The organism is Streptosporangium brasiliense (assembly GCF_030811595.1).
Classification (GTDB): Bacteria; Actinomycetota; Actinomycetes; order Streptosporangiales; family Streptosporangiaceae; genus Streptosporangium; species Streptosporangium brasiliense.
Genome location: NZ_JAUSRB010000002.1, coordinates 5,239,622 through 5,266,209 on the forward strand (window position 1 = coordinate 5,239,622; position 26,588 = coordinate 5,266,209).

The following is a 26,588-nucleotide window of genomic DNA, read 5'->3' on the forward strand; positions in this document are numbered from 1 at the left end:
GCCTGCGGACCGGATCCGGCTCGGGGCGGAGACGATGATGAGAAGCGGTATCCGGATGGGCGTCGACGTCGGCTCGGTCCGCATCGGCGTGGCCCGCAGTGACCCCTCGGGGCTGCTGGCCACGCCGGTGGAGACCGTACGGCGCGGCAGGGGCGACCTGGACCGGCTCGCGGAGATCGCGGCCGAGTACGAGGTCGTCGAGATCGTGGTCGGCCTGCCGACCTCGCTCTCGGGGCGCGAGGGACGGGCGGCCGAGGCCGCCCGCGACTTCGCCGCCCGGATCGCGCAGCGGCTGGCGCACATCCCGGTCCGGCTGTTCGACGAGCGGCTGACCACGGTCACCGCCCAGCAGGGCCTGCGGGCCAGCGGGGTGAAGGCCAAGAACCAGCGTGGTGTGGTGGATCAGGCGGCGGCCGTCGTGCTGCTCCAGGCGGCTCTGGACGCCGAGCGCGCCACCGGCACGCCGCCGGGCCGGGCGCTCGACCCGCCGGGCGAGGGGCAGCCCCCCGGCGGAGGATCGAGTGGTGGGGCCGCTCGGTGAGCCCACTGCGGCCGCCTGCGGGTGGCACGGTCCCGTCCCCCCTGGCGGCCGTCGCGGTGGCGGGGGTCCGCCACGCCGAGGACGGGCGGAGCCCAGGCCGTCCCGGAGGCGCCGGAGCGACCGGCGGCCGGATCAGGGCGCGGGCCCCGCTCCCGTCCGACGTCACGGTGCGCTACGCACCGCGGCGCGGGACCCCCGAGGTGCCGGAGAAGGACACCCGGGTGAGACCGCCTCACGTCTTCTGTCCGCGGCCCGGATCCCCTGTGTGGCCGGGGGAGAGGGCGCGGCGGACGGCTCTCAGGCCATATCAAGGTGATTGCTTCCGGTTTGTCACAATCGCTCCGGAGCATAGAATCACGAAATTCGCTGATACGGAGAGTGAGTTCGTGAGAGACCGGGAAGACCTGAACCGTTACCTCGGGGCGTGTTGATGCCCGGCGGAACACCTCTCGTTCCGTCGCATGCGGCGACGCGCACCGGCAGGCCTGGAGAAGGTGCCCGGCGAACCGGGGCGTTTGGCCCGGTGTCCCCCCTCGGTTTGGCATACCCGCTTGACGCCAGGCCGCACCTACCGGGAGATTGGCCGGCGACTCTATGAACGATCTCGATATGGACTTCCTGGTCGCCGACGACGACGGTGGGTCGCGGCGCAAGTCCCGCGCGTCCTCGGGCGGCGGGCGGCGCGGCCGTCGCCGTAAGCGCCGCCGCAACCGGGGCGGGTTCCTCGCCCCGATGCTCGCGGTCATCGTCCTGCTGGGCGGCATCGGCGCCGGAGGCTTCTACGGCTACACCTGGCTGCGCGACGTGATGACGCCCGACGACTACACGGGGCAGGGCACCGGCGAGGTCGTCGTGGAGATCAAGGGCGGCCAGAGCGCCTCGGACGTCGCCCAGACCCTGCAGGACAAGGGCGTGGTCAAGAGCGCCCGGGCCTTCGCCGACGCCGTCGCCAAGGCGGGCAAGAGCGCCTCCCTGCAGCCCGGCGAATACACCATGCGCAAGCAGATGTCGGCCGCCGCCGCCGTCGAGCTGCTCGACCCGGCCAAGCGGCTGCTGGAGCGGGTGACCCTCAAGGAGGGCCTGCGCCTGTCCGACACCCTGGAGCAGCTCGCCAAGCAGACCGGCAAGCCGCTCAAGGAGTTCCAGCGGGCCGCCAAGGACGTCAAGGCGCTGGGCCTGCCCTCCTACGCCAAGGGCAGGCTGGAGGGCTACGCCTTCCCGGCCACCTACGAGATCACGCCCAAGATGGAGCCCGCCGACATCCTGACCGCGATGGTCGACCGCTTCCACGAGACCGCCGACAAGGACGGGCTGGTGAAGGAGGCCAAGGCTCTCGGCCGCACGCCGCACGAGATCATGACGATCGCCAGCATCGTCCAGGCCGAGTCCGGCAGCGTCAAGGACATGGGCAAGGTGGCCCGGGTCATCTACAACCGCCTCGGCGGCAACCCCCCGCGCAAGCTGGAGATGGACAGCACGGTGATGTACGGGCTGAACAAGTACGGCGTCGCGGCGACCAACGCCGACCTTGAAAGCGACTCGCCCTACAACACCTACGCGCGGCCGGGCCTGCCGCCGGGACCGATCGCCAACCCCGGCGACCACGCCATCCAGGCGGCGCTCCACCCGACCAAGGGCGACTGGATCTGGTTCGTGACCACCGACACCAAGCGCGGCATCACCAAGTTCACCTCCTCCGAGACCGAGTTCTTCCAGTTCAAGGCGGAGTTCGAACAGAACCAGAGGGGCGGATGATGAAGGCGGCGGTGCTCGGGTCCCCCATCGCGCACTCGCTCTCCCCCTCCCTGCACCGTGCCGCCTACGAGGCCCTGGGCCTGTACGACTGGCGCTATGAGGCGATCGAGTGCGACGAGGCCGGGCTGCCCGCCCTGATCGGCGGCTCCGGCCCCGAGTGGGCGGGGCTGTCGCTGACCATGCCGCTCAAGCGGGCCGTGCTGCCGCTGCTCGACACGGTCTCCGAGCTCGCGGTCCAGGTGGGCGGGGCCAACACCGTGGTCTTCCGCGACGGTGCCCGGCACGGTGACAACACCGACGTCCACGGCATCGTGCAGGCGCTCGCCGAGGCGGGCGTGACCCGGCCCCGGGCGGCGACGATTCTCGGCGGGGGAGCGACGGCGGCCTCCGCGCTGGCCGCGCTGCGCGAGCTGGGCCTGGCCGAGGCGGCCCTGGTGGTCCGCGAGCCGGCCAGAGCCTGGGAGACCGCGGAGGCGGCGGAACGGCTGGGCATGGCCCTGAAGGTGCGGACCTTCGACAAGCTCGACGCGACCTTGGAGGTGGACCTGGTCGTCTCGACCCTGCCCGCCGGAGCCGCCGACGACCTCGCCGGCCGGGTCTCCGGGGTGCCCGCGCTCTTCGACGTGGTCTACGCGCCGTGGCCCACCCGCCTGGCCGCGGCCGTGGCGGAGCGGGGCGGCGCGGTGATCGGCGGCTTCCCCATGCTTCTGCACCAGGCGGTCCGGCAGGTCGAGCTGATGACCGGCCGGACCGACGTGCCGGTGGAGACGATGCGGGCGGCGGGCAAGGCCGAGATCGTCAGACGAGCCGCTCCGGAGAGCTGACCGTCCCGGTGCCGTAGGGCCTGAAGCCGCGCCGGGCGACGACGGCCAGGACGCCGACGAGCAGGATCTCCACCAGGGACAGGAACCACCTGCCGTCGAAGGTTCTGCGGATCAGGCCGTCGCCGTACATCAGGAGCAGCATCGGCGACAGCAGCAGGATCGCCCGGCGGCCGGCCGGGGTGCGGCTGCCGGCCCCGCAGGCCATGGCGGCCAGGGCTGGGCCGAGCAGGACGTTGGCGTAGTCGTCGGCTGACCAGCCGTACCAGAACGCGGTCGCCGCCGCCAGCGCCACCGTGCTGACGGCGGCCCACAGCAGCAGTCTCCGGCGGCCGATGAGCTCGGCGCCCTCGGCGGGACGCGGCGCGGCGGTGAGCAGCAGAGCCGGGATCAGAACGGGCAGCGCCCAGAGCGCCTGCTCGGCGAGGGTGGGCACGCCGACCGGGGGGTAGGCGCCCGGCCCACCCGTCCGCTCGACCAGGTCCGCGGTGGCCACGGCGGTGACGACGGGACCGGCGAGCCCGAGGATCCACGCGGCGGCCGCCGCCGTCCAGCGCAGGCCGCGCAGCGCGAGCCCCACGATCAGCGCGTTCGGCAGGAGGCCGACGAGCCCCAGCAGGTTGTAGGCCGACAGGCCCGGATCGCTCGGCCACAGCAGCACGACCGTCCCGGCGACTTGGACGACGAGCAGGTAGACGGGGGCGACGACGGCGGCGACGTTCAGCGCGTCGCGCCAGTGCGTGGCGGCCTCGGGCCCTAGGAACCGCTGGAGGCGGATCTGCACCCCGCCCCGGACCAGGTCGAGGGCGTCGCGTGGGTCCGGCAGCCTGCGCCCCGGCTCGGCTCCGGTCAGCAGCACCCCGATCATCTCCTCCTCGTGGCGCGCCCTGTGCTCCCGGGGATAGCAGGCCATGAGCCTGCGGTAGCGCCTCTCCAGAGGGTTCACGCGGCGCCTCCGGCGAGGCCGCCGCGGAACAGCATGCCGCCGGCCGGCCGGGCGCGCAGGCGGGTGGCGGCGGCCACGGCGTTGCGGCGCAGCCGTTCGGCCTCTGCCGCCAGGCGGCCGGCGCCGTCGCCGGTCAGCCGGTAGTAGCGCCGCAGGCGGCCGTCCACGACCTCCTCGCGGTCGGCGGCGACGAGACCCTCGGACTGGAGGCGGTCGAGGGCGGCGTAGAGGGTGCCCGCGCGCAGGCGCACCCGGCCGTCGGAGATCTCCTGGACGTCGGTGATCACCCCGTAGCCGTGCTGGGGCCCGGCGGCCAGGGCCGTGAGGATCAGGAACGTGGGTTCCTGCATCGATCGCTCGTTCATACTGTCGTTATATAACGACCATCGGTATATCGTGCAACAGTTCTCGGGATCGCGCCCCTGACGGGGATGTCGCGGGATGATTCTGTGGACGTGGGGGGTTGTGGTAATGTAACTACTCGATCGGTCCGGCATGCCTGCTGGACGCGCAAGCGGAGGTTCACCTCCCACCTGGTCGACCGCAAGGTCGGCAGGTCAAGGATCACACCGGGTAACTCCGGAGAGCTCAAGGTGTCAGATCCGATGAGCTCATGTGGCCCCGCATGCGCGACGTGCGGGGCATTTCGTGCTTCCAGACCTGCCAACGGCCTGCGTTCCACGACCTCCCGGCACGATCGAGCATGTGGCAGCCGCCTGCGAAGGCGGCTGCGGATCGCAACCTAGGAGGCCCCATCAGCGCCGAGCCCCGCATCAACGACCGTATTCGCGTCCCCGAGGTCCGCCTCGTCGGCCCGAACGGCGAACAGGTTGGCATCGTCTCCATCGGCGATGCTCTGAAGCTGGCTCAGGAGTCCGACCTCGACCTCGTTGAGGTCGCGGCCACGGCCCGCCCGCCCGTGTGCAAGCTCATGGACTACGGCAAGTTCAAGTACGAGTCCGCGATGAAGGCACGTGAGGCGCGGCGTAACCAGGCGTACACGATCATCAAGGAGATCAAGCTCCGGCCGAAGATCGACCCGCACGACTACGAGACCAAGAAGGGTCACGTGGTGCGGTTCCTCAAGGCGGGAGACAAGGTCAAGGTCACGATCATGTTCCGCGGGCGGGAGCAGTCCCGGCCCGAGCTGGGCTTCCGGCTCCTGCAGCGCCTGGCGGAGGACGTCACGGAGCTCGGCTTCGTGGAGTCCCAGCCCAAGCAGGACGGCCGAAACATGATCATGGTGATCGGCCCGCACAAGAAGAAGGCCGAGGCCAAGGCCGAGAAGGCGGCGGCCAAGGCGCGGCGTGACGAGGACTCCGTGGAGGGTCAGGCGCCCGTCGAGGACGAGGTGGCCGCTCCGCAGGAGTGACTCGCATAGCCTGAACCGTCAGGTAGTCGCGAGATTAAGCCGAGACCGGGTCCGGTCTCGCAGTCAGGCATGCCCTTGACTCGGGTTACCGGCCCGGGACATCGGCACGATCGAGGGAGAGACGGCTGAGATGCCGAAGATGAAGACGCACAGCGGTGCGAAGAAGCGATTCCGGCTCACCGGTTCCGGCAAGATCAAGCGCCGCCGGGCCAACCGCGCGCACTACAACGAGTGGAAGTCGTCCACCTTGACGCGTCGTCTCAAGTCCGAGGTCGTGCTCTCCGATGCCGACGCCAAGAAGATCAAGAAGCTGCTCGCTAAGTAACGGCCCCCGGGGAGATAGATACACATGGCACGCGTGAAGCGGGCGATCAACGCCAAGAAGAAGCGCAAGGTCGTTCTCGAGCGGGCGAAGGGCTACCGGGGCCAGCGGTCCAGGCTGTACCGCAAGGCCAAGGAGCAGATGCTCCACTCGATGACCTATGCCTACCGCGACCGCAAGGACCGCAAGGGCACCTTCCGCCGTCTCTGGATCCAGCGCATCAACGCCGCTGCCCGCCAGAACGGCATCACCTACAACCGGCTCATCCAGGGTCTGCGCCTGGCCTCCATCGAGGTCGACCGCAAGATCCTCGCTGACCTCGCGGTCAACGACGCCGCCACGTTCGCGACGCTGGTCGAGGCCGCCAAGAAGGCGCTCCCGGCCGACGTGAACGCGCCGGTCGCCGGCTGAATCCGGCACTGACGAACGTGCGGCCCACAGCGATCACGCTGTGGGCCGCATTCGCATTCTTGGGGGGACGGGCATGGCGGGATCTGAGCTGACCAACATCAAGTCGCCGAGGGTCAAGGCCGTGCGGCGGCTGACCAAACGGGCCTTCCGGGACCGGGACCGGTCCTTCCTCGCCGAGGGGCCGCAGGCCGTCCGCGAGGCGCTGGCGCTGGACGGCGTCGTGGTGGAGCTGTTCGCCACGGCCGAGGCCGGGACGCGCCACGCCGACATCGTCGCCGCCGCCACCGCCGCGGGGGTGCCCGTCCACCGGGCCAGCGGCGAGGTCATGGCCGAGCTCGCCCAGACCGTCACCCCGCAGGGGCTGCTGGCGGTGTGCCGGTTCGTGCACGTGGCCCTGGACCGCGCCGTCACCGCCGACGCCAGGCTGGTGGCCGTGCTCGCCCACGTCCGGGACCCGGGGAACGCCGGGACCGTGCTGCGCACCGCCGACGCGGCGGGTGCCGACGCGGTCGTCTTCACCGACGCCTCGGTGGACCCCTACAACGGCAAGTGCGTCCGGGCCAGCGCGGGCAGCCTGTTCCACCTCCCGGTCACCACCGGGGCGCCGGTGGCGCAGGCCGTGCGGCGGCTGAAGGACTCCGGGCTGCGGGTGCTCGCCGCCGACGGCGCCGGCGAGCGGACCCTGGACGACGTGGACCTGTCCGGTCCGACGGCCTGGGTCTTCGGCAACGAGGCGTGGGGACTGCCGGAGGAGATCCTGCGGCTGACCGACGAAGTGGTCCGCGTGCCGATCTACGGCCGGGCCGAGAGTCTCAACCTCGCGACCGCCGCCGCGGTGTGTCTGTACGCATCTGCCCGGTCTCAGCGGGCCGGTTCCCGGACCCCCGCTCCGAGGCTGCCGTAGAACGCGGGAAACCCGCTATTGTCGGCGTTGTAGCGTCGAGGAGGCGGGGTCGTGCACGGCGAACACACCGACGAGCGGAGCGCTGATTCCGCCTGTGTGATCGACGTGGACGAGCTCCCCGACGGCCTCGTCGTCACCGACCGGGACGGCCACGTGCTGGCCGTCAACCGGGCCGCGACCCGCCTGACCGGGGTCACCCGCGACCAGGCCGCCGGACGGCACCTGCGGGACGTGTTCTCCTTCCACGACCACGACGGGCGCGACTGGTGGAAGTGGTTCGACACCTATGGCGGGCTGCCCACCCGCAGCCGCCAGCCCGAGCTCCCGCTGCGCACCCCGGGCGGCCAGGAGATGCTCGTGGCCGCCCGTCTGGTGCGCAGGCCCGAGCGGGGCGGTGAGATCGTCCGCGTGGTGATCACGATGCGCGACGCCGGCGCCCGCGCCCGCCTGGAGCGCAGCCGCGCCGACCTGGTCTCCACCGTGGCCCACGAGCTCCGCTCCCCGCTCACCAGCGTCAAGGGCTTCACCGCGACCCTGCTGGCCAAGTGGACCCGCTTCACCGACAACCAGAAGCTCGTCATGCTGGAGACGGTCAACGCCGACGCCGACCGGGTGACCCGGCTGATCACCGAGCTGCTCGACGTCTCCCGCATCGAGTCCGGGCGGCTGGAGATCCACCGCCAGGTGGTCGACATCCCGGCCAGGGCCCGCAAGGTCATCGCCGGGCGGGTCGCGGCGGGGGAGCCGGAAGACCGTTTCCGGCTGGAGGTCCTGGGCGAGCTGCCCGAGACCTGGCTCGACCAGGACAAGATCGACCAGGTCCTGGCCAACCTGCTGGAAAACGCGGTCCGCCACGGGCGCGGTACGGTGACAGTAGCCATCGAGCCGAACGAGTGGGGAGTGACCGTGTCCGTCCGTGACCAGGGAGAGGGCATCCCGCCCGAGCTGGCCACGCGCGTGTTCCGGCAGTTCTGGCGGGGCAACGCCCGCCGCCGCGGTGGCACCGGGCTCGGCCTGTTCATCGTCAAGGGCCTGATCGAGGCCCATGGTGGCACCATCTCCGTGCAGCGGGGGCCCGAGGGCGGGGCCGAGTTCCGATTTATGGTGCCCACCGGCACCCCTGACTTCGCCTGAGCGTGGATGCAGGCCCGGTGGGCTTCCCCGACTAGACTCGTTGCCGCTTAAGCCCTGGATTCGGAGCTCTCTTGTCTAACTACGACCCGGTTGAGGTGACCCCGCTGCACGCCGATGAGATGGTGCGCATGCAGGCCGACGCGCTCGACGCCATCAAGGCGGCGCGCGACCTCGACGAACTCAAGCAGGTACGGCTCGCGCACGCCGGTGACCGCTCGCCGATCGCCCTGGCCAACCGTGAGATCGGCGCCCTGCCGCCGGCGGCCCGCGCCGAGGCGGGCAAGCGCATCGGCGGTGCCCGCAAGGCCGTCTCCGAGGCTCTCGCCGAGCGCCAGGCCCAGCTGGAGGCCGAGCGTGACGAGCGGGTCCTCGTCGAGGAGACCGTCGACGTCACGCTGCCCTGGGACCGCGCCCCGCGCGGCGCCCGGCACCCTCTGACCACCCTGCAGGAGCGCGTCGCCGACGCGTTCGTCGCGATGGGCTACGAGGTGGCCGAGGGCCCCGAGCTGGAAGGCGAGTGGTTCAACTTCGACGCGCTGAACATCTCGCCGGACCACCCGGCGCGCTCGGAGCACGACACCTTCTTCGTGGAGTCGGTCGACTCCGGCATGGTGCTGCGCACGCAGACCTCGCCGGTGCAGATCCGGGCCCTGCTCAGCCGGAGCCTGCCGGTCTATGTGATCTCACCCGGCAAGGTGTTCCGCACCGACGAGCTCGACGCCACCCACACCCCGGTCTTCCACCAGGTCGAGGGGCTGGCGATCGACGAGGGCCTGACCATGGCCCACCTCAAGGGCACCCTCGACCGGTTCGCCGAGGTCATGTTCGGCGAGGGCATCACGACCAGGTTCCGGCCGAACTACTTCCCGTTCACCGAGCCGTCCGCCGAGATGGACCTGAAGTGCTTCGTCTGCCGGGGCGCCTCCGCGGTGCCCGGCAACCCGCACTGCCGCACCTGCAAGTCCGAGGGCTGGATCGAGTGGGGCGGCTGCGGCATGGTCAACCCGCGGGTGCTCATCGCCTGCGGCGTCGACCCCGGCCGCTACAGCGGCTTCGCTTTCGGCATGGGCATCGAGCGCACGCTGATGTTCCGCCACAACGTCGAGGACATGCGCGACATGGTCGAGGGAGACGTCCGCTTCACGCTCCCGTTCGGGATGGAGGTCTGATGAAGGTCCCGCTTTCATGGCTGCGGGAGTATGTCGATCTCCCCGCCGTCACCGCCCAAGAGGTCGCCGACAGGCTCACCGCCGCGGGCCTCAAGCTGGAGGCCGTCACCTCCTACGGCCACGACGTCAAGAACGTGGTCGTCGGCGAGGTGCTCGCCATCGAGGAGCTGCAGGGCTTCAAGAAGCCCATCCGGCACTGCCAGGTCGAGGTGGGAGAGGCCGCGCCGCGTGAGATCGTCTGCGGCGCGACCAACTTCGCCGTCGGCGACCGGGTGCCGGTCGTGCTGCCCGGCGGAGTGCTGCCCGGCGGCTTCGAGGTCGGCGCCCGCAAGACCTACGGGCGGATGTCCGAGGGCATGATCTGCTCCGAGCGCGAGCTCGGGCTGAGCGACGAGCACGGCGGCATCATGGTGCTGGCCGAGGGCACCCCGATCGGGGCCGACGTGGTCGAGCTGCTCGGCCTGCGCGACGACGTGATCGAGCTGGAGATCACCCCGGACATCGGCTACGCGCTGTCGATCCGCGGTGTGGCCCGCGAGGCGGCCACCGCCTTCGGCTCGGCCTTCCTCGACCCGGCCGACGTCTCCCCGCCCGCCGGCGCGGGTCCGTCCTATCCGGCCTCCATCGCCGACCCGACGGCCTGCGACCGCTTCGTGCTGCGCGAGGTGCAGGGCTTCGACCCGGCGGCGCCCAGCCCGCTGTGGCTGCGCGTACGGCTCACCCGCGCCGGCATGCGCCCGGTCTCGCTGGCCGTCGACGTCACCAACTACGTGATGCTGGAGCTCGGCCAGCCCCTGCACGCCTTCGACGCCGCCAGGCTGACCGGAGGGATCGTGGTGCGCCGGGCCGAGCCGGGCGAGACGCTGGAGACGCTCGACCACGTCGTCCGCAAGCTCGACCCGGAAGACGTCCTGATCACCGACGCGTCGGGGGCGATCTCGATGGCCGGGACCATGGGTGGCCTGCACACCGAGATCTCCGAGGCCTCCACCGACATCGTGATCGAGGCCGCGCACTTCGCCGCCAGCGGCGTGGCGCGGATGTCCCGCCGCCACAACCTGGTCAGCGAGGCGTCCAAGCGCTTCGAGCGGGGCGTGGACCGGGAGCTGCCGCTGTACGCCTCCTGGCGCGCGGCCCAGCTCCTGGCGGAGCTCGGCGGCGGCACGATCCAGCCGGGCGTGACCCATGCCGAGGCCGAGGTCGAGCCGGTCCGCATCTCCATCCCGAGCGGCCACCCCGGCAAGGTCGCCGGGATCGGCTACGACCGGGAGACCGTGATCCGCCGCCTTGAGCAGGTCGGCTGCACGGTCACCGGCGGCGCGGTCGCCCCCGCCGACGAGATCGCCGCCAAGCTCGCGGTCACCGGCGACGACATGCTGACGGTGACCCCGCCCTCCTGGCGGCCCGACCTCACCGACCCGAACGACCTCGCCGAGGAGGTAATCCGGCTCGAAGGCTACGAGAACCTGCCCTCGATCCTGCCGGCCGCCCCGGCGGGCGCCGGTCTCAGCGAGGGCCAGCGGCTGCGCCGCCGGGTGGGCCGGGCGCTGGCCGCCTCCGGCTACGTCGAGATCCTGGCCTACCCCTTCGTCGGGGAGCGTGACTTCGACAACCTGCAGCTGCCCGCCGACGACGCGCGCCGCCGGGCCGTACGGCTGGCCAACCCGCTCAGCGAGGACGAGCCGCTGATGCGGACCACGCTGCTGCCGGGGCTGCTCAAGACGCTGGTCCGCAACGTGGGCCGGGGGTTCGGCGACACCGCGCTGTTCGAGACGGGTCTGGTCTACCGGCCGTCCCAGGGCGCGGCCAAGCGCGCGCCGGTGCTCGGGGTGGACCGCAGGCCGAGCGAGGAGGAGCTCGCCTCCATCGAGTCCGCGCTGCCCGCCCAGCCGCTGCGGGTGGCAGCCGTGCTGGCCGGGGAGTTCGAGGGCTCCGGGTGGTGGGGCCAGGGACGGGCGGCCGCCTGGGCGGACGCCGTCGAGGCGGCCCGCACGGTGGCCCGCGAGGCCGGGGTCACCCTTGAGGTCCGCGCCGACCGGCACGAGCCCTGGCACCCGGGCCGCTGCGCGGCCCTGTACGCCGGGGACGTGCTCGTCGGTCACGCCGGTGAGCTGCACCCGCGCGTCATCGAGGCCTACGGCCTGCCCGCGCGCACCAGCGCGATGGAGCTGGAGCTGACCAGGCTGGAGCCGCTGTCGGCCGGTCCGGCGCAGGCCCCCGCGGTCTCCTCCTACCCGGTCGCCACGCAGGACGTCGCGCTCGTCGTCGAGGCCGCCACCCCGGTGGCCGAGGTGGAGCGGGCGCTGCGCGAGGGGGCGGGCGAGCTGCTGGAGTCGGTCCGGCTGTTCGACGTCTACACCGGGGCCCAGGCCGGTGAGGGCAGGAAGTCCCTGGCCTACACCCTGCGGTTCCGGGCGCCGGACCGGACGCTGACCGTCGAGGAGACCACCGCGGCCCGCGACGCGGCCGTGGCGCTCGCCGGTGAGCGCACCGGAGCCCAGCTCCGCGGCGTCTGAGGCACATCTGAGAGGGCCCCGGCGGCACCGCCGCCGGGGCCCTGGCCTTCGGCGAGGACGATTCCGGGAGGGACGATGAGACACCTGCTGGTGTTCGCCGAGCGCGACGACGCCGAGGAGGTCGCCGAGAGCGTGGCCGAGGAGTTCCCGCGGATCGGCGTGCCCGCGGTCGTCCGGGAGACCCTCGCGGGAGAGGACGACGCCGAGGACGCCCAGTGGGTCGTGGTCGTCGAGGATCCCGGCGGGACGCTGGAGGCCGGTCACCTGGCGTGGCTGGAGGCGCTGGCGGAGGAGTACGACGGCTGGCGCGAGGCCGGCTGACCGGCTCGGAGCCGGGCGGCCCCCGCGCGGACGCCGCCGTCCCCGGGCTCCGTACGCCGGCCGTCGTGCCCCCGCAGGGACGACGCCCGCCCGGTGCGTGGGGCCGCGTCGTGCCCCCGCAGGGGCGACGGGCCCCGCCCGGTGCGCGGGGCCGGCCGCCGCCGGGGTTCAGATCTCGGTGACGGCCTCGCGGCGGGCGCGCTCCCTGACCGCGTGCTCGTCGGTGCGGGCGTCGTAGTCACGGAACCTGGGCAGCAGCCCGGCCATCGCGACCACCGCGCCGACGCACAGCAGGCCGCCCGCGCCCAGGGAGAAGCGGGTCCCGCCGAGATCGCCCATCAGGCTCGCCCTGGCGTTGCCGAGCATCGGACCGCTGGTGTAGGAGAGCAGCTCGATGCCGGCCAGCCGGCCGCGGAACTCGTCCGGGATGGTCTGGTTCCAGATCGTGGAGCGGAAGACTCCGCTGATCATGTCGGCCGCCCCGGCCAGCGCCAGGCAGGCGAAGACGCCCCAGGCGGTCGGCATGACGGCCGCCAGCGCCACCGCGGCGCCCCATCCGATCGCCGCGACGATGACGCCCAGGCCGTGGCGGTGGACGTGGTTGGTCCAGCCGGAGGTGACCGAGGCGACCAGCGAGCCGATGGCCGAGGCGGAGAAGAACAGGCCCTGCGCCTCGGGGACGCCGAGCTCGTCGGCGAGGAAGGGATAGAGCGCGGTGGAGAAGGCGAAGACCATCGCGGCGACGTCCACCAGGTAGGTGCCCATCAGGTCGGGGCGGCCCACGGCGTAGCGGACGCCCTCGACCAGCGCCCTGACCGACGGCGGGGGAGCGTCCTCGGACTGCGGCGGGGCCTTCACCGGCCAGAGCAGGGCCAGGGAGATCAGGAACGTCGCCACGTTGACGCCGTAGGTGGTGGCGAAGCCGGACCAGACGACGAGCAGGCCGCTGAGACCGGGGGCGACGATGGCGCCGAGGTTCCAGCGGAAGCTGGTCAGCGCGGCGGCGGCGGTGAGCTGGTCGTGCCTGACCACGCGCGGCATCAGCGACTCCAGGCTGGGCCGCTGCAGGCTGCCCAGGCCCGCCGAGAGCGCGCCGACCACGTACAGCACCCAGACCTGCGGCTCGGGCAGCATCGCGTTGACCATCAGGACCACGACCGTGGCGCAGAGCCCCGCCTCGGTGTAGAGAATGATCTTGCGCCGGTCCAGCGCGTCCGCGATCGCCCCGCCCCACAGGCCGCAGACCACCATCGGCACGAACTCGGCCACGCTGACCAGGCCGACCGCCAGGTAGGAGTCGTCGGTGAGCTCCTTCATCTGCAGCGGGACCGCGACCAGGGTGAGGAAGGTGCCGAACATCGTGATCATCCCCGAGCCGAACAGCAGCCGGAAGTCACGGGAGTCGCGCAGCGGGCTCAGATCCATTTTCAGCCGGCGGGCCAGCGTTCTGAGCGGTCGATCGGCAGTTTCAGGCACGGACAGCTAGTCTCGGCGCCGGCCCGCGCCAGGGCAACTGGTTTTGGGCCGGGCCGCTCCGGGCCGGACCGGGCGGCCCGGAGCGGCCCGCGTCGCGGCGGACCGGTCCGGCCCGCCGCCGGGGGTGTCAGGAGCCCAGGACCTCCTTGCGCAGGTGGGTCTTGAGGATCTTGCCGCCGGGGTTGCGGGGGAGTTCGCTCTCGCGGACCCAGAACCGGACCGGGACCTTGAAGGCCGCGATCCGCTCGCGCAGGAAGGCCTGCAGCTCCTCGGCGCTCGCCGGGGACGCCAGCCGTACCACCGCGCCGACCTCCTCGCCCAGCTCGTCGTGGGGGATGCCGATCACCGCGACGTCGTCCACCGCCGGATGCTCGAACAGCGCGGCCTCCACCTCGGCGCAGTAGACGTTCTCACCGCCGCGGATGACCATGTCCTTGGCCCGGTCCACGATGAACACGAACCCCTCCTCGTCCACCCGCGCCAGGTCGCCGGTGTGCAGCCAGCCGCCGATGAAGGTCTCGGCGGTGGCCTCGGGGCGGTTCCAGTAACCGAGGATCACGTTCGGGCCGCGCAGGCAGAGCTCGCCGACCTCGCCGACCGGCAGCTCGTCGCCGAGCGGGTCGGCGATCCTCACCTCGACCACGGGCACCGGCAGGCCGATGCTGTCGGGCTTGGCGAGGTAGTCCACGCCGGCGTTGTTGATGGTCAGCGCGGTGGTCTCGGTCAGGCCGTACCCGTTGGAGGGGGAGCGGCTGGGCAGCAGCTCGGTGATGCGCTCCAGCAGCTTGGGCGGGGCCGGGGCGCCGCCGTACCCGAGGGAGTTGAGGCTGGAGATGTCGAACTTGCCCAGGTCGGGGTGGGACAGCAGCTGCCACACGTTGGTGGGCACGCCGCTGAACGTGGTGACCCGCTCCCGCTCGATCAGCTCCAGGGCCCGTCCGGCGTCCCACTTGTACATCAGCACCAGGCCGCTGCCGGTGAACATGGTGGTGGTCATCACGGCGAAGCAGCCGGTGACGTGGAAGAGCGGCACGGTGAGCAGGGTGACGCGGCGCCTGCCGGCCGACTCCGCCGGGTCCTGGCCCGCCCGCACCACGCTGCGCAGCAGGCTGTAGGCGACGGTCATGGGGGACTGGCCGAGGTTGCGGTGGCTGCCGAGGGCGCCTTTGGGGCGGCCGGTGGTGCCCGAGGTGTAGAAGATCGTGGCCGGGTCCTCCGGGGAGAGCTCGACCGGCGGCAGCGTCACGCCGGCCTCCACCGGGCCCAGCACGTCCTCGAACGCGCGGGCGCCCTCGGGCACCTCGCCCCGGGCCACGATCAGGGACTGTGCCAGGCCGGCGAGCTTGGCGGCGCGCTCGCCGTCGGCGATCAGCACCTTCGCCCCGGAGTCCGACAGCCCGTACTCCAGCTCCTGCGCGGTCCACCAGGCGTTGAGCGGCACGGCCACCGCCCCGGCGGCCAGCGCGGCGGAGAAGGCGATCACCCACTCCGGGTAGTTGCGCATGGCGATGGCGACCCGGTCGCCCTTGACCACGCCGTACTCCTCCACCAGGCGCCGTGCCAGTGTCGCCGCCCGCCGGAAGTGCTCCTCGTAGGTGATGTGCTCGTCCTCGTAGGCCAGGAAGACCTTGTCGCCGTGGAACCGGCTCGTCTCGAGGAGCGCGCGGAAGTGACCCGGAGCGTGCTTCCACGTCCGGACGGTGCCGCCGTGACCGGCGACCTCCTCCATCTCGAAAAGCTGTCCTGGACCGGTGAGCTGGGCCTGGACCTGGTCGTGGGTGACAGTCATGCGTTCGTACTCCCCGGGTGTGGAGGGACCGGAAACGTCACGATACCGACCGGTAGGTACGTGCAACAGTGCCGAAATATCGCCTCCCTCAGCCCCGCATGATCATGCATGTAGATATATGGGTTTTTGGGTGCTTATCGCCTGTTTGGCGGACGGTATGCCTCCGGAGCGGCCGGAGCGGGCACTTGCATGACAATCCCCAGGAGTGCATACTCTCTCTAGTAAGTTCATGAGTGAAAATGAATGACTATGCAACCTAGGGGGACGGATGAGAGCGGCGATCGCCGGTGCCAGCGGCTATGCCGGGGGCGAGCTGCTGCGCCTGCTGCTGTCGCACCCCCAGATCGAGATCGGCGCGCTGACCGCGGGCTCCAACGCCGGCGCCGCGCTCGGCGCCCACCAGCCGCACCTGACCCCGCTGGCCGACCGGATCCTGCTGGACACCACGGCCGACACCCTCGGCGGCCACGACCTCGTCTTCCTCGCCCTCCCGCACGGCCAGTCCGCGGCCGTCGCCGAGCAGCTCGGCGAGGACACCCTCGTCGTCGACTGCGGCGCCGACTTCCGACTAACCGACCCCGCGGCCTGGGAGCTCTTCTACGGCGGCGTCCACGCGGGCGCCTGGCCCTACGGCCTGCCCGAGCTGCCCGGCCAGCGTGACAGGCTCCGCGCCACCAGGAGGATCGCCGTCCCCGGCTGCTACCCCACGGCCGTCACCCTGGCCCTGTTCCCCGCCTTCGCCGCGGGCCTGGCCGGGCCCGACGTGGTCGTGGTGGCCGCCACCGGCACCAGCGGAGCGGGCAGGTCGCTCAAGCCCCACCTGCTGGGCAGCGAGGTGATGGGCTCGGTCAGCGCCTACGGCGTCGGCGGCGTCCACCGGCACACCCCGGAGATGGAGCAGAACCTCTCCCCGCTGGCGGGCGAGCCGGTGAAGGTCTCCTTCACCCCCATGCTGGCCCCGATGAGCCGCGGCATCCTCGCCACCTGCACGGTCCCGGCCAGGCCCGGCGTCACCGCCCAGGTCCTGCGCGAGGCGTACGAGGCCGCGAGCAAGGACGAGCCGTTCCTGCGGCTGCTCCCGGAGGGGCAGTGGCCCGCGACCTCGATGACCCTCGGCGCCAACGTCGCCGCCCTCCAGGTGACCCTGGACGAGCGCGCCGGACGCATCGTCGCCGTCATCGCCATCGACAACCTGACCAAGGGCACCGCGGGAGGCGCGATCCAGAGCGCCAACCTCGCCCTCGGCCTGCCAGAAGAGCTCGGCCTGCCTCTCAATGGAGTTGCCCCATGAGTGTGACCGCCCCCCTCGGCTTCCGGGCAGCGGGTGTCGCCGCCGGAATCAAGTCCGGCGACGCCCGCGACCTCGCGCTCGTCGTCAACGACGGCCCGTCGCGCGCGGCGGCGGGCGTCTTCACCGGCAACCGCGTCAAGGCCGCGCCGGTGCTCTGGTCCCAGCAGGTGCTGGCCGGGGGCCGGGTCCACGCGGTCGTCCTCAACTCCGGCGGCGCCAACGCCTGCACCGGCCCGCTCGGCTTCCAGGACACCCACGCCACCGCCGAGAAGGTCGCCGAGGCGCTGAAGGAGTCGGCCGGCGAGATCGCGGTCTGCTCCACCGGCCTGATCGGCGAGCGGCTGCCGATGGAGACGCTGCTGGACGGGGTGGACCTCGCGGTCTCCCAGATCAGCAGGGACGGCGGCCTGGCCGCCGCCGACGCCATCCGCACCACCGACACCGTCTCCAAGATCTCCTTCAGGCGGGGCGAGGGCGGCTACATGGTCGGCGGCATGGCCAAGGGGGCGGGCATGCTCGCCCCCGCCCTGGCCACCATGCTCTGCGTGATCACCACCGACGCCGACGTGCCCGCCGACCAGCTCGACGCGGTGCTCCGCGAGGCGACCCGCGTCACCTTCGACCGGCTCGACGCCGACGGCTGCATGTCCACCAACGACACCGTCCTGCTGCTGGCCAGCGGCGCCTCCGGCGTCACCCCGGACCTCGGCGAGTTCGAGCAGGTGGTCCGCTCCGTCTGCGCCGACCTCGCCCGCCAGCTCCTGGTGGACGCCGAGGGCGCCACCAAGGCCATCGCCATCGAGGTGGTCGGCGCCGCGTCGGAGGACGACGCGGTGCTCGTCGGCCGCACCGTCTCACGCTCCAACCTCCTCAAGTGCGCCATCCACGGGGAGGACCCCAACTGGGGACGGGTGCTGTCGGCGGTCGGCACCACCGACGCCGTCTTCGAGGCCGACCGGCTCAACGTGGCCATCAACGGCATCTGGATCTGCCGGGGCGGCGCCGCCGGGGACGACCGGTCCAAGGTGGACCTGCGCCCCCGCGACGTGACGATCACCATCGACCTGTCGGCCGGCCCCCACTCGGCGACGGTCCACACCACCGACCTCACCGCGGCCTACGTCCACGAGAACTCGGCGTACTCCTCATGAGGACCGACGACGCCCTGGCCAAGGCGCACACGCTGATCGAGGCGCTGCCCTGGCTCGCCCGCTTCAACGGCGCGACCGTCGTCATCAAATACGGCGGCAACGCGATGACCGAGGAGCACCTGCGGGAGAAGTTCGCCGCCGACGTCGTCTTCCTGCGCTACGCCGGGCTCAAGCCGGTGATCGTGCACGGCGGCGGGCCGCAGATCAACGCCCAGCTCGACAGGCTCGGCATCGAGTCCACCTTCACCGCCGGGCTCCGGGTCACCACCCCCGAGGCCATGCAGGTCGTCAGGATGGTCCTGGTCGGCCAGGTCAACCGCGACGTGGTCGGCCTGATCAACCGGCACGGACCGTTCGCCATCGGCATGTCGGGCGAGGACGCCCACCTGTTCACCGCCGTCCGCAAGCACGCCGTCGTCGACGGCGCCCAGGTGGACATCGGCCAGGTCGGGGACATCGTCAACGTCGAGGCCGGAGCCGTGCAGGCGCTGCTGGACGACGGGCGGATCCCGGTGATCTCCTCCATCGCACGCGGCGACGACGGCACCGTCTACAACGTCAACGCCGACACCGCCGCCGCCGCGCTCGCGGTGGCGCTCCAGGCGACCAAGCTCATCGTCCTGACCGACGTCGAGGGCCTCTACCGCGACTGGCGCCCCGACGCCGGGGACGGCGGCAACGAGGTCATCAGGCAGCTGTCGGCCACCGAGCTCGGCACGCTCCTGCCCGGCCTGTCCAGCGGCATGGTGCCCAAGATGGAGGCGTGCCTGACCGCCGTCCAGGGCGGCGTGCCCCAGGCGCACGTGCTCGACGGCCGGGTGCCCCACTCGGTGCTGCTGGAGATCTTCACCGACGAGGGCATCGGAACCATGGTGCTGCCGGACGCCGCCAGGACCCCGGCCGTGCCGAGCCTGGTCAACCGGCGGCTGACCGCCACCATCAAGCTGAACGGGAGCGACAAGTGAGCCCGCACGAGCGTCACGCCACAGACGCGCTCAGCAAGCGCTTCGAGGCCGCCTTCATGCCGAACTACGGTGTGCCGCCCGTGGCGCTGGCGCGCGGCGAGGGATCGAAGGTCTGGGACGTCGACGGCCGCGAATACCTCGACCTGATCGGCGGCATCGCCGTCAGCTCGCTCGGCCACGCCCATCCGGCGCTGGTGGAGGCCGTCTCCGGCCAGGTCGCCACGCTCGCCCACACCAGCAACCTGTTCCTGCACGAGCCGGAGGTCCTGCTCGCCGAACGCCTGCTCGGCCTGCTCGGCGCCCCGGCCAGGGTCTTCCTCACCAACTCGGGCACCGAGGCCAACGAGGCCGCGCTCAAGCTGGCCATCAAATACGGCAAGGCACAGGGCCGCCCCTACTTCGTGGCCGCCGAGAACGCCTTCCACGGCCGGACCCTCGGCGCGCTCTCGCTGACCGGCAAGCCGTCGATCCGCGACCAGTTCGGCCCGTTCCCGGTCGACGTCCGGTTCGTCCCCTACGGTGACGCCGACGCGCTGAAGAACGCCGTCACCCAGGAGTGCGCCGCGCTCTTCCTCGAGCCCACCCAGGGCGAGGCCGGAGTCGTCCCCCCGCCCGACGGCTACCTCAAGGCCGCCAGGGAGGTCTGCGACGCGACCGGCGCCCTGCTGGTCGCCGACGAGATCCAGTCCGCGATCGGCCGCACCGGGCACTGGTTCGCCCACCAGCACGACGGCGTCCTGCCCGACGTGCTGACCCTGGCCAAGGGGCTCGGCGGTGGCATGCCGATCGGCGCCTGCATCGGCTTCGGCCCGGCCGGCACGATCTTCGCCAAGGGCGACCACGGCTCCACCTTCGGGGGGAACCCCGTCTCGGCCGCCGCCGCGCTCGCCGTACTCGACACGATCGACAAGGACGGCCTGCTGGAGCACGTCCGCACGGTCGGCGCGCAGCTCGCCGAGGGCATCGCCGCGATCGACCACCCGCTGCTGGCGGGCGTCCGCGGCCGGGGCCTGTGGCTGGCCGCGGTGCTGACCGCCGACCGCTCCGCGCAGGTCCAGGCGGCGGCCCAGGAGGCCGGATTCCTGGTCAACGCCCTGCAGCCCAACGCGGTACGGCTCGCGCCCCCGCTGGTGATCACCTCCGAGCAGATCGCCGCCTTCGTGGCCGCGCTCCCCGCAATCCTTGACGAGGCCGCCGATGACTGACAACCGCACCGGTTCCACGCCGGCCAGGCACTTCCTGCGCGACGACGACCTGTCGCCCGCCGAGCAGGCCGAGGTGCTCGACCTGGCCCAGGCCATGAAGAAGGACCGCTACGGCTACCGGCCGTTCGAGGGCCCGCAGACCGTCGCGGTGCTCTTCGACAAGCCGTCCACCCGGACCCGGATCTCCTTCGCCGTCGGCATCGGCGAGCTCGGCGGCCTCCCCCTGATCATCGACGCCGGATCCTCGCAGATGGGCCGGGGCGAGTCGATCGAGGACACCGCCCGGGTCCTGGAGCGCCAGGTCGGCGCCATCGTGTGGCGCACCTCGGGACAGGAGAGGATCGAGGCCATGGCCTCAGCGTCCTCGGTGCCCGTCGTGAACGCCCTCACCGACGAGTTCCACCCCTGCCAGATCCTCGCCGACCTGCAGACCGTCAGGGAGCACCTCGGCAGGACCGCCGGGCTCACCCTGACCTACCTCGGAGACGGCGCCAACAACATGGCCCACTCCTACCTGCTGGGCGGGGTCCTGGCCGGCATGCACGTGCGGATCGCCTCCCCGGCCGGATACCAGCCGGACCCGGAGATCCTGCGGCGGGCCGGTGAGCTCGCCGCCGGGACCGGCGGATCGGTCACCGTGCTGCCCGACGCGGGTGTGGCCGCCGACGGCGCCGACGTGATCGCCACCGACACCTGGGTCTCGATGGGCCAGGACGGCAAGGAGCAGCGGGTCGCCGACCTGGCGCCCTTCCAGGTCAACGCCGAGCTGATGGGCCGGGCGGCCCCCGGCGCGATCGTGCTGCACTGCCTGCCCGCCTACCGGGACCTGGAGATCGCCGCCGACGTCCTCGACGGACCGCAGAGCGTCGTGTGGGACCAGGCGGAGAACCGGCTGCACGCGCAGAAGGCCCTGCTGCACTGGCTGGTCTCGGCGACCCGGCAGGCGGCGGGCGCGGGCGGGCATGACACCCTTGGCATGAGGCCCGAGAACGGGGCCGTCCGATGATTCCCATGACCAAGGTCGCCCGCCAGGCGCGGATCGCCGAGCTGCTGGAGCGGCAGCCGGTCCGCTCCCAGCCCGACCTGGCCAAGCTCCTGCTGGAGAGCGGGGTGGAGGTCACCCAGGCCACCCTCTCCCGGGATCTGGACGAGCTCGGCGCGCTCAAGCTGCGCGCGGAGGACGGTTCCCTGGTCTACGCCCTGCCGGGCGAGGGCGGCGGCCGGATCCCGCTGGCCAGGCTCGGCTCCGGCGAGTCGCCGGCTGCCCGGCTGAGCCGGCTCGCCGAGGAACTGCTCGTCTCGGCCGAGGCGTCCGCCAACCTGGTGATCGTCCGCACCCCGCCGGGGGCCGCGCAGTTCCTCGCCTCCGCCATCGACCACGCCGACTGGAAGTCCATCCTCGGCACGGTGGCCGGAGACGACACGATCCTCGTCATCAGCCGGGATCCGACGGGCGGGGAAGCGGTCGCCGAGGCCCTGCTCCGGCACGCCGACCGACGTACCTAGCCCGCTCCGGCGGGCCGCCCCAGCAGCTCCACCCACCACCTGTGACGAAAAGACTTTGGGAGAACTGATCATGACTGACCGGGTCGTACTCGCCTTCTCCGGCGGCCTCGACACATCTGTTGCCATCCCCTTCCTCGCCGAGAAGACCGGCGCCGAGGTCATCGCCGTGGCCGTCGACGTCGGCCAGGGCGGCGAGGACATGGAGGTCATCCGGAAGCGGGCCATCGACTGCGGCGCCGTGGAGTCCGTCGTCGTGGACGCCCGCGAGGAGTTCGCCGCCGACTTCTGCGTGCCCGCCCTGCAGGCCAACGCCCTCTACATGGACCGCTACCCGCTGGTCTCCGCGCTGTCGCGGCCGCTGATCGTCAAGCACCTGGCCGCCGCGGCCAAGGAGTTCGGCGGCACCCACGTCTCGCACGGCTGCACCGGCAAGGGCAACGACCAGGTCCGCTTCGAGGCCGGCCTGGCCGCGCTCTTCCCCGAGCTCAAGGTCATCGCCCCGGCCCGTGACTACGCGTGGACCCGGGACAAGGCGATCGCCTACGCCGAGGAGAAGAACCTGCCGATCGAGACCACCAAGAAGAACCCCTTCTCGATCGACCAGAACATCTGGGGCCGCGCCGTCGAGACCGGCTTCCTGGAGGACGTCTGGAACGGCCCCACCGAGGACGTCTACTCCTACACCGCCGACCCGGCCCAGCCGCGCGAGGCCGACGAGGTCATCATCAGCTTCGTCAAGGGCGTCCCGGTGGCGCTCGACGGGCGGCACCTGACCCCGTTCCAGATCATCGCCGAGCTCAACCAGCGCGCCGGCGCCCAGGGCGTGGGCCGGCTCGACATGGTCGAGGACCGGCTCGTCGGCATCAAGTCCCGCGAGGTCTACGAGGCGCCCGGCGCCATCGCGCTGATCACCGCGCACATGGAGCTGGAGAACGTCACCGTCGAGCGGGACCTCGCCCGGTTCAAGCGGTCGGTCGACCAGCGCTGGGGCGAGCTCGTCTACGACGGCCTCTGGTTCTCCCCGCTCAAGAAGGCCCTGGACGTCTTCATCGCCGAGGCCCAGCAGCACGTCACCGGCGAGATCCGGATGACCCTGCACGGCGGCCGGGCCACGGTCACCGGCCGGCGCTCCGAGGCCTCGCTGTACGACTTCAACCTCGCCACCTACGACACCGGCGACACCTTCGACCAGTCGCTGGCCAAGGGCTTCGTCGAGCTGTGGAGCCTGCCCTCGAAGATCGCGGCCGCCCGGGACGCCCGACTGGCCTGATTGGGCTATGGTCGCGGATTGAACTGGGAGGAGAACAACGGTGACTGATGGTGGTAAGCCGATGCGGCTGTGGGGCGGCCGGTTCGAGGGGGGGCCGGCCGACGCGCTGACCAGGCTCTCGGTGAGCGTGCACTTCGACTGGCGGCTCGTGCCGTACGACCTGCTGGCCTCGCGCGCGCACGCCCGGGTGCTGCACCGCGCCGGGCTGCTCACCGAGGAGGAGCTGGGGCGCATGATCGGCGCCTTGGACGACCTGGAGCAGGCGTGCAAGGCGGGTGAGTTCCGGCCCACGGTGGCCGACGAGGACGTCCACACCGCCCTGGAGCGCGGCCTGCTGGAGCGCCTCGGCACGCTCGGCGGCAAGCTCCGCGCCGGCCGCAGCCGCAACGACCAGGTGGCCACCGACCTCCGCCTCTACCTCCGCGACCATGTCCGGCACATCGTGTCCCGGCTCGTCGAGCTGGAGACCGCGCTGATGAGCCAGGCCGAGGAGCACGCCGAGACGGCCGCCCCCGGCATGACCCACCTGCAGCACGCCCAGCCGGTCTCCTTCGGCCACCAGCTCCTGGCCCACGTGCACGCGTTCGCCCGCGACATCGAGCGGCTGCGCGACTGGGACCGGCGGGCGGCGGTCTCCCCGCTCGGCTCCGGCGCGCTGGCCGGATCGTCGCTGCCGCTGGACCCGCAGGCCGTGGCCAGGGAGCTCGGGTTCGACTCCGCCGCGCCCAACTCGATGGACGCGGTCGCCGACCGCGACTTCGCCGCGGAGTTCCTGTTCGACGCGGCGATGATCGGCATGCACCTGTCGCGGCTGGGCGAGGAGATCGTCCTGTGGGCCTCGCAGGAGTTCCGCTGGATCGAGATGGACGACGCCTACTCCACCGGCTCGTCGATCATGCCGCAGAAGAAGAACCCGGACGTCGCCGAGCTCGCCCGGGGCAAGAGCGGCCGTCTCATCGGCAACCTCATGTCGCTGCTGACGACGCTCAAGGGCCTGCCGCTGACCTACAACCGTGACCTGCAGGAGGACAAGGAGCCGGTGTTCGACTCCGTCGACACCCTGCTGCTGGTCCTGCCGGCCGTGGCCGGCCTGGTCGCCACCATGCGCGTCAACACCGCCAAGCTGGAGTCCTCGGCGCCCGACGGGTTCGCACTGGCCACCGACCTGGCCGAGCTGCTGGTCCGCCGGGGTGTCCCGTTCCGCGAGGCGCACGAGGCGGTCGGCCACCTGGTGGTCTGGTGCCAGGTCAACGACAAGGACTTCGACGAGCTCACCGATGAGGAGCTGGCCAAGGTCTCGCCGCACTTCACGCCCGACTCGCGCGAGGTCCTGTCGGTGCCGGGCGCGCTGGCGGCCCGCAAGGCGCACGGCGGCACGGCCCCCGACCGGGTCCGCGACCAGCTCACCGAGCTGCGCGAGGTCGTCGACGCCCAGGCGGCCTGGGCGAGCGGCAACTGATGCCGGCCGACGGACCCGGCGAGCAGGTGCTCGCCGGATCCGTGCCCCTGACCCGGGAGTTCTTCGACCGGCCCGGCCACGAGGTCGCCCCGGACCTGCTGGGGCGGGTGATCGTGCACGGGCCGGTCTCGGTCCGGCTCACCGAGGTCGAGGCCTACGGCACCCCCGGGGAGGACCCCGCCTCCCACACCTACCGGGGCCGGACACCGCGCAACGCGGTGATGTTCGGGCCGCCGGGGCACCTGTACGTCTACTTCACCTACGGCATGCACTACTGCGCCAACATCGTCTGCCTCCCCGAAGGGGTGGGCTCGGGCGTGCTGCTACGGGCCGGTGAGGTGGTCGCCGGCGCCGAGGTGGCCCGGGCGCGCCGGACGGCGGGCGCGAGCCGCACCGTCACCGCGCGCGACCTCGCCCGCGGGCCCGCCCGCCTGGCGGTGGCACTCGGCTTCACCCGGCAGGACGACGGGCTCGACGTCTGCCCGCCAGGTCCGGTGAACGTGCTGCGGGGCGATCCCCCCGGAGAGGGGGAGATCAGGTCGGGACCACGCACCGGGGTCTCGTCCGCCCGGGAGACCCCCTGGCGCTTCTGGGTCGACGGCGACTCCACGGTCTCGCCCTACCGGGCGCATGTCCCGCGCCGCCGCTAGCCGCGCCGGCCCGCCTGTCGACTCGGGTGGGCGGCGGCCGGTCCCCGTCGGAGGCCGCGGCCCCGGGGACGCGCCCGTTCTCCGGCCACGGGCGATTCCGAGTGGCGCGGCGGTGCCGCCATCGGGCAGGCTGTACAGAGCGGTAAATGTCCCTTCGACTGGAAAGCAAGGATCGTGACCGACATCCTCGATGAGCTCGAATGGCGCGACGTCATCGCGCAGACCACCGATGCCGACGCGCTGCGTACGGCACTCGCCGAGGGGCCGATCACGGTTTATGCGGGCTTCGACCCGACCGCTCCGTCGCTGCACGCCGGAAACCTGGCCACGCTGCTGATCCTCACCCGCTTCCAGCGGGCCGGCCACCGCCCGATCGGCTTGGTCGGCGGTGCCACCGGCCTCATCGGCGACCCCAGCGGCCGCAGCACCGAGCGCTCGCTGAACTCCTCCGAGGTCGTCGCGGAATGGGTCGCGAGGATCCGCGTCCAGGTGGAGAAGTTCCTCTCCTTCGACGACGGGCCCACCGGCGCGACCCTGGTCAGCAACCTCGACTGGACCGCGGAGATGTCGGCGATCGACTTCCTCCGTGACGTCGGCAAGCACTTCCCGGTCAACCGCATGCTCGCCCGGGAGTCGGTGTCGGCGCGGCTGGGCGGCGACGGGCTCAGCTACACCGAGTTCAGCTACCAGATCCTGCAGGCGAACGACTACCTGGAGCTCTACCGCCGGCACGGCTGCACGCTCCAGCTCGGCGGCAGCGACCAGTGGGGCAACATCACCGCCGGGGTCGACCTGATCCGCCGGGTGGAGGGCGCGCACGCCCACGCCCTGACCGGCAAGCTGATCACCAAGGCGGACGGCACCAAGTTCGGCAAGACCGCCGGCGGCGCCATCTGGCTCGACCCGGCGCTGACCTCGCCGTACGCCTTCTACCAATACTGGCTGAACGCCGACGACCGGGATGTCGTCCGCTTCCTGAAGGTGTTCACTTTCCGCACCCACGACGAGATCGCCGAGCTGGAGAAGGCGGTCGCCGACCGGCCCGCGGCCCGTGAGGCGCAGCGGACGCTGGCCGAGGACGTCACCACCCTCGTCCACGGAGCCGACGAGCTGGCACGGGTGGTGGCGGCGTCGCGGGCGCTGTTCGGCCAGGGCTCGCTGGAGGAGCTCGACGCGCGGACGCTCGGCTCGGCGCTGGCCGAGGTGCCGCGGGCCGAGGTGCCCGCGCTGGGATCCTCGTTCGTCGACCTGCTGGCCGAGAGCGGGCTGGTGGAGTCGAAGTCCGCCGCTCGCCGGGCGGTCAAGGAGGGCGGCGCCTACCTCAACAACGTGAAGATCACCGATGAGGCCTACGTGCCGTCGGCCGGCGACCTGCTGCACGGTCGCTTCCTGGTGCTGCGCCGCGGCAAGCGCTCCATCGGAGGCGTCGAGGTCACCGCCTGACGTTCTCCGTACGGCTGCCGCCCTGACGCTCAGGGTCCGCGCACTCGACGGCCCTGACACTCAGGGTCCGCGCATCCGATGGCCCTGACACTCACGGTCGGCGCACTCGACGGCCCTGACCCGCATGACACTGACGCCCCGGCTCCGGCCGGGGCGTCAGTCGTTGGGCGG

At 72.0% G+C, this 26,588-nt stretch carries 25 protein-coding genes; 21 read left to right on the top strand and 4 right to left on the bottom strand.

Going from position 1 to position 26,588, the window contains the following annotated elements; all coding sequences use genetic code 11:
- Positions 1-37: 37 nt before the first annotated feature.
- The 3 genes from ruvX (at position 38) to J2S55_RS32530 (ending at position 3,120) form a co-directional block, all read left to right on the top strand.
- Positions 38-541: a Holliday junction resolvase RuvX gene (gene ruvX, locus J2S55_RS32520; protein WP_306868734.1), complete on the top strand. Its 504-nt coding sequence runs from the start codon at positions 38-40 to the stop codon at positions 539-541.
- A gap of 594 nt (positions 542-1,135) precedes the next feature.
- On the top strand, positions 1,136-2,296 hold the full coding sequence (gene mltG, locus J2S55_RS32525; protein ID WP_306868736.1) for an endolytic transglycosylase MltG: 1,161 nt from the start codon (positions 1,136-1,138) through the stop codon (positions 2,294-2,296).
- Positions 2,296-3,120: a shikimate dehydrogenase gene (locus J2S55_RS32530; protein ID WP_306875646.1), complete on the top strand. Its 825-nt coding sequence runs from the start codon at positions 2,296-2,298 to the stop codon at positions 3,118-3,120. Before mltG ends, J2S55_RS32530 begins: the two co-directional genes overlap by 1 nt.
- Here J2S55_RS32530 and J2S55_RS32535 read toward each other — a convergent pair.
- Together J2S55_RS32535 and J2S55_RS32540 are read right to left on the bottom strand one after the other, a co-directional pair.
- The gene (locus J2S55_RS32535) at positions 3,095-4,063 is read right to left on the bottom strand and encodes a hypothetical protein (RefSeq protein ID WP_306868737.1); all 969 of its coding nucleotides are present in this window, start codon (positions 4,061-4,063) and stop codon (positions 3,095-3,097) included. The two genes, J2S55_RS32530 and J2S55_RS32535, sit on opposite strands and share 26 nt — an antisense overlap.
- Entirely contained in the window at positions 4,060-4,428 is a 369-nt protein-coding gene (locus tag J2S55_RS32540) for a PadR family transcriptional regulator (protein WP_306868738.1), read from the bottom strand. Before J2S55_RS32540 ends, J2S55_RS32535 begins: the two co-directional genes overlap by 4 nt.
- Positions 4,429-4,766: 338 nt before the next feature.
- Here J2S55_RS32540 and infC point away from each other — a divergent pair, with 338 nt between their 5' ends.
- From infC to J2S55_RS32580, 8 genes are all read left to right on the top strand, one after another.
- Positions 4,767-5,435 carry a translation initiation factor IF-3 gene (gene infC, locus J2S55_RS32545; RefSeq protein ID WP_442480491.1) on the top strand — a complete coding sequence of 223 codons (669 nt, stop codon included), beginning with the start codon at positions 4,767-4,769 and terminating at the stop codon, positions 5,433-5,435.
- Positions 5,436-5,565: 130 nt separating this feature from the next.
- Complete coding sequence (rpmI, locus tag J2S55_RS32550; RefSeq protein ID WP_306868740.1) at positions 5,566-5,760, top strand: 50S ribosomal protein L35; 195 nt, start codon at positions 5,566-5,568, stop codon at positions 5,758-5,760.
- A gap of 24 nt (positions 5,761-5,784) precedes the next feature.
- Positions 5,785-6,168 carry a 50S ribosomal protein L20 gene (gene rplT / locus J2S55_RS32555; RefSeq protein ID WP_012892552.1) on the top strand — a complete coding sequence of 128 codons (384 nt, stop codon included), beginning with the start codon at positions 5,785-5,787 and terminating at the stop codon, positions 6,166-6,168.
- Positions 6,169-6,241: 73 nt separating this feature from the next.
- Positions 6,242-7,072: a TrmH family RNA methyltransferase gene (locus tag J2S55_RS32560; protein WP_306868743.1), complete on the top strand. Its 831-nt coding sequence runs from the start codon at positions 6,242-6,244 to the stop codon at positions 7,070-7,072.
- A gap of 51 nt (positions 7,073-7,123) precedes the next feature.
- Complete coding sequence (locus tag J2S55_RS32565; protein ID WP_306868744.1) at positions 7,124-8,206, top strand: sensor histidine kinase; 1,083 nt, start codon at positions 7,124-7,126, stop codon at positions 8,204-8,206.
- A 119-nt stretch (positions 8,207-8,325) separates the two neighbouring features.
- Positions 8,326-9,375, top strand: a complete 1,050-nt coding sequence (gene pheS / locus J2S55_RS32570) for a phenylalanine--tRNA ligase subunit alpha (protein ID WP_306875652.1) — start codon at positions 8,326-8,328, stop codon at positions 9,373-9,375.
- A complete protein-coding gene (pheT, locus tag J2S55_RS32575; protein ID WP_306868746.1) occupies positions 9,375-11,891 on the top strand; it encodes a phenylalanine--tRNA ligase subunit beta in 2,517 nt (838 codons plus the stop codon). Before pheS ends, pheT begins: the two co-directional genes overlap by 1 nt.
- A 75-nt stretch (positions 11,892-11,966) precedes the next feature.
- On the top strand, positions 11,967-12,212 hold the full coding sequence (locus J2S55_RS32580) for a hypothetical protein (protein ID WP_306868748.1): 246 nt from the start codon (positions 11,967-11,969) through the stop codon (positions 12,210-12,212).
- Between the two features lie 168 nt (positions 12,213-12,380).
- On the opposite strand, the gene J2S55_RS32585 is transcribed toward J2S55_RS32580, so the two are convergent.
- Both J2S55_RS32585 and J2S55_RS32590 read right to left on the bottom strand, forming a co-directional pair.
- Complete coding sequence (locus J2S55_RS32585) at positions 12,381-13,688, bottom strand: MFS transporter (RefSeq protein ID WP_306868750.1); 1,308 nt, start codon at positions 13,686-13,688, stop codon at positions 12,381-12,383.
- Between the two features lie 127 nt (positions 13,689-13,815).
- Positions 13,816-15,477 carry a class I adenylate-forming enzyme family protein gene (locus J2S55_RS32590; protein WP_306868752.1) on the bottom strand — a complete coding sequence of 554 codons (1,662 nt, stop codon included), beginning with the start codon at positions 15,475-15,477 and terminating at the stop codon, positions 13,816-13,818.
- Positions 15,478-15,745: 268 nt separating this feature from the next.
- On the opposite strand from J2S55_RS32590, the gene argC reads away from it, so the two are divergent.
- From argC to tyrS, 10 genes are all read left to right on the top strand, one after another.
- Positions 15,746-16,768: an N-acetyl-gamma-glutamyl-phosphate reductase gene (gene argC / locus J2S55_RS32595; protein WP_306868753.1), complete on the top strand. Its 1,023-nt coding sequence runs from the start codon at positions 15,746-15,748 to the stop codon at positions 16,766-16,768.
- Positions 16,765-17,919 carry a bifunctional glutamate N-acetyltransferase/amino-acid acetyltransferase ArgJ gene (argJ, locus tag J2S55_RS32600; RefSeq protein ID WP_306868755.1) on the top strand — a complete coding sequence of 385 codons (1,155 nt, stop codon included), beginning with the start codon at positions 16,765-16,767 and terminating at the stop codon, positions 17,917-17,919. Before argC ends, argJ begins: the two co-directional genes overlap by 4 nt.
- Positions 17,916-18,884 carry an acetylglutamate kinase gene (argB, locus tag J2S55_RS32605; RefSeq protein ID WP_306868756.1) on the top strand — a complete coding sequence of 323 codons (969 nt, stop codon included), beginning with the start codon at positions 17,916-17,918 and terminating at the stop codon, positions 18,882-18,884. Before argJ ends, argB begins: the two co-directional genes overlap by 4 nt.
- 56 nt (positions 18,885-18,940) lie before the next feature.
- Positions 18,941-20,089, top strand: a complete 1,149-nt coding sequence (locus J2S55_RS32610; RefSeq protein WP_306875654.1) for an acetylornithine transaminase — start codon at positions 18,941-18,943, stop codon at positions 20,087-20,089.
- Positions 20,082-21,095, top strand: a complete 1,014-nt coding sequence (gene argF, locus J2S55_RS32615) for an ornithine carbamoyltransferase (RefSeq protein ID WP_306868758.1) — start codon at positions 20,082-20,084, stop codon at positions 21,093-21,095. The genes J2S55_RS32610 and argF overlap by 8 nt, the downstream gene beginning before the upstream one ends.
- Positions 21,092-21,595: an arginine repressor gene (locus tag J2S55_RS32620; RefSeq protein ID WP_306868760.1), complete on the top strand. Its 504-nt coding sequence runs from the start codon at positions 21,092-21,094 to the stop codon at positions 21,593-21,595. Before argF ends, J2S55_RS32620 begins: the two co-directional genes overlap by 4 nt.
- 70 nt (positions 21,596-21,665) lie before the next feature.
- The gene (locus J2S55_RS32625; RefSeq protein WP_306868761.1) at positions 21,666-22,865 is read left to right on the top strand and encodes an argininosuccinate synthase; all 1,200 of its coding nucleotides are present in this window, start codon (positions 21,666-21,668) and stop codon (positions 22,863-22,865) included.
- A gap of 40 nt (positions 22,866-22,905) precedes the next feature.
- Entirely contained in the window at positions 22,906-24,324 is a 1,419-nt protein-coding gene (gene argH / locus J2S55_RS32630; protein WP_306868763.1) for an argininosuccinate lyase, read from the top strand.
- Positions 24,324-24,974: a DNA-3-methyladenine glycosylase gene (locus tag J2S55_RS32635; protein WP_306868765.1), complete on the top strand. Its 651-nt coding sequence runs from the start codon at positions 24,324-24,326 to the stop codon at positions 24,972-24,974. Before argH ends, J2S55_RS32635 begins: the two co-directional genes overlap by 1 nt.
- Positions 24,975-25,148: 174 nt before the next feature.
- Complete coding sequence (gene tyrS, locus J2S55_RS32640) at positions 25,149-26,417, top strand: tyrosine--tRNA ligase (protein ID WP_306868768.1); 1,269 nt, start codon at positions 25,149-25,151, stop codon at positions 26,415-26,417.
- The last annotated feature ends 171 nt before the right edge of the window (positions 26,418-26,588 follow it).

Excerpts from the sequence above, each read along its gene's own strand:
- argF (WP_306868758.1), top strand. The coding sequence starts at position 20,082 with ATGACTGACAACCGCACCGGTTCCACGCCGGCCAGGCACTTCCTGCGC.
- pheT (WP_306868746.1), top strand. The coding sequence starts at position 9,375 with ATGAAGGTCCCGCTTTCATGGCTGCGGGAGTATGTCGATCTCCCCGCC.
- infC (WP_442480491.1), top strand. The coding sequence starts at position 4,767 with ATGTGGCAGCCGCCTGCGAAGGCGGCTGCGGATCGCAACCTAGGAGGC.
- J2S55_RS32560 (WP_306868743.1), top strand. The coding sequence starts at position 6,242 with ATGGCGGGATCTGAGCTGACCAACATCAAGTCGCCGAGGGTCAAGGCC.
- pheS (WP_306875652.1), top strand. The coding sequence starts at position 8,326 with ATGGTGCGCATGCAGGCCGACGCGCTCGACGCCATCAAGGCGGCGCGC.
- J2S55_RS32590 (WP_306868752.1), bottom strand. The coding sequence starts at position 15,477 with ATGACTGTCACCCACGACCAGGTCCAGGCCCAGCTCACCGGTCCAGGA.
- argJ (WP_306868755.1), top strand. The coding sequence starts at position 16,765 with ATGAGTGTGACCGCCCCCCTCGGCTTCCGGGCAGCGGGTGTCGCCGCC.
- argB (WP_306868756.1), top strand. The coding sequence starts at position 17,916 with ATGAGGACCGACGACGCCCTGGCCAAGGCGCACACGCTGATCGAGGCG.
- J2S55_RS32610 (WP_306875654.1), top strand. The coding sequence starts at position 18,941 with ATGCCGAACTACGGTGTGCCGCCCGTGGCGCTGGCGCGCGGCGAGGGA.
- argC (WP_306868753.1), top strand. The coding sequence starts at position 15,746 with ATGAGAGCGGCGATCGCCGGTGCCAGCGGCTATGCCGGGGGCGAGCTG.
- J2S55_RS32530 (WP_306875646.1), top strand. The coding sequence starts at position 2,296 with ATGAAGGCGGCGGTGCTCGGGTCCCCCATCGCGCACTCGCTCTCCCCC.
- mltG (WP_306868736.1), top strand. The coding sequence starts at position 1,136 with ATGAACGATCTCGATATGGACTTCCTGGTCGCCGACGACGACGGTGGG.
- ruvX (WP_306868734.1), top strand. The coding sequence starts at position 38 with ATGAGAAGCGGTATCCGGATGGGCGTCGACGTCGGCTCGGTCCGCATC.
- J2S55_RS32540 (WP_306868738.1), bottom strand. The coding sequence starts at position 4,428 with ATGAACGAGCGATCGATGCAGGAACCCACGTTCCTGATCCTCACGGCC.
- J2S55_RS32620 (WP_306868760.1), top strand. The coding sequence starts at position 21,092 with ATGATTCCCATGACCAAGGTCGCCCGCCAGGCGCGGATCGCCGAGCTG.
- J2S55_RS32580 (WP_306868748.1), top strand. The coding sequence starts at position 11,967 with ATGAGACACCTGCTGGTGTTCGCCGAGCGCGACGACGCCGAGGAGGTC.
- J2S55_RS32625 (WP_306868761.1), top strand. The coding sequence starts at position 21,666 with ATGACTGACCGGGTCGTACTCGCCTTCTCCGGCGGCCTCGACACATCT.
- rplT (WP_012892552.1), top strand. The coding sequence starts at position 5,785 with ATGGCACGCGTGAAGCGGGCGATCAACGCCAAGAAGAAGCGCAAGGTC.
- J2S55_RS32635 (WP_306868765.1), top strand. The coding sequence starts at position 24,324 with ATGCCGGCCGACGGACCCGGCGAGCAGGTGCTCGCCGGATCCGTGCCC.
- rpmI (WP_306868740.1), top strand. The coding sequence starts at position 5,566 with ATGCCGAAGATGAAGACGCACAGCGGTGCGAAGAAGCGATTCCGGCTC.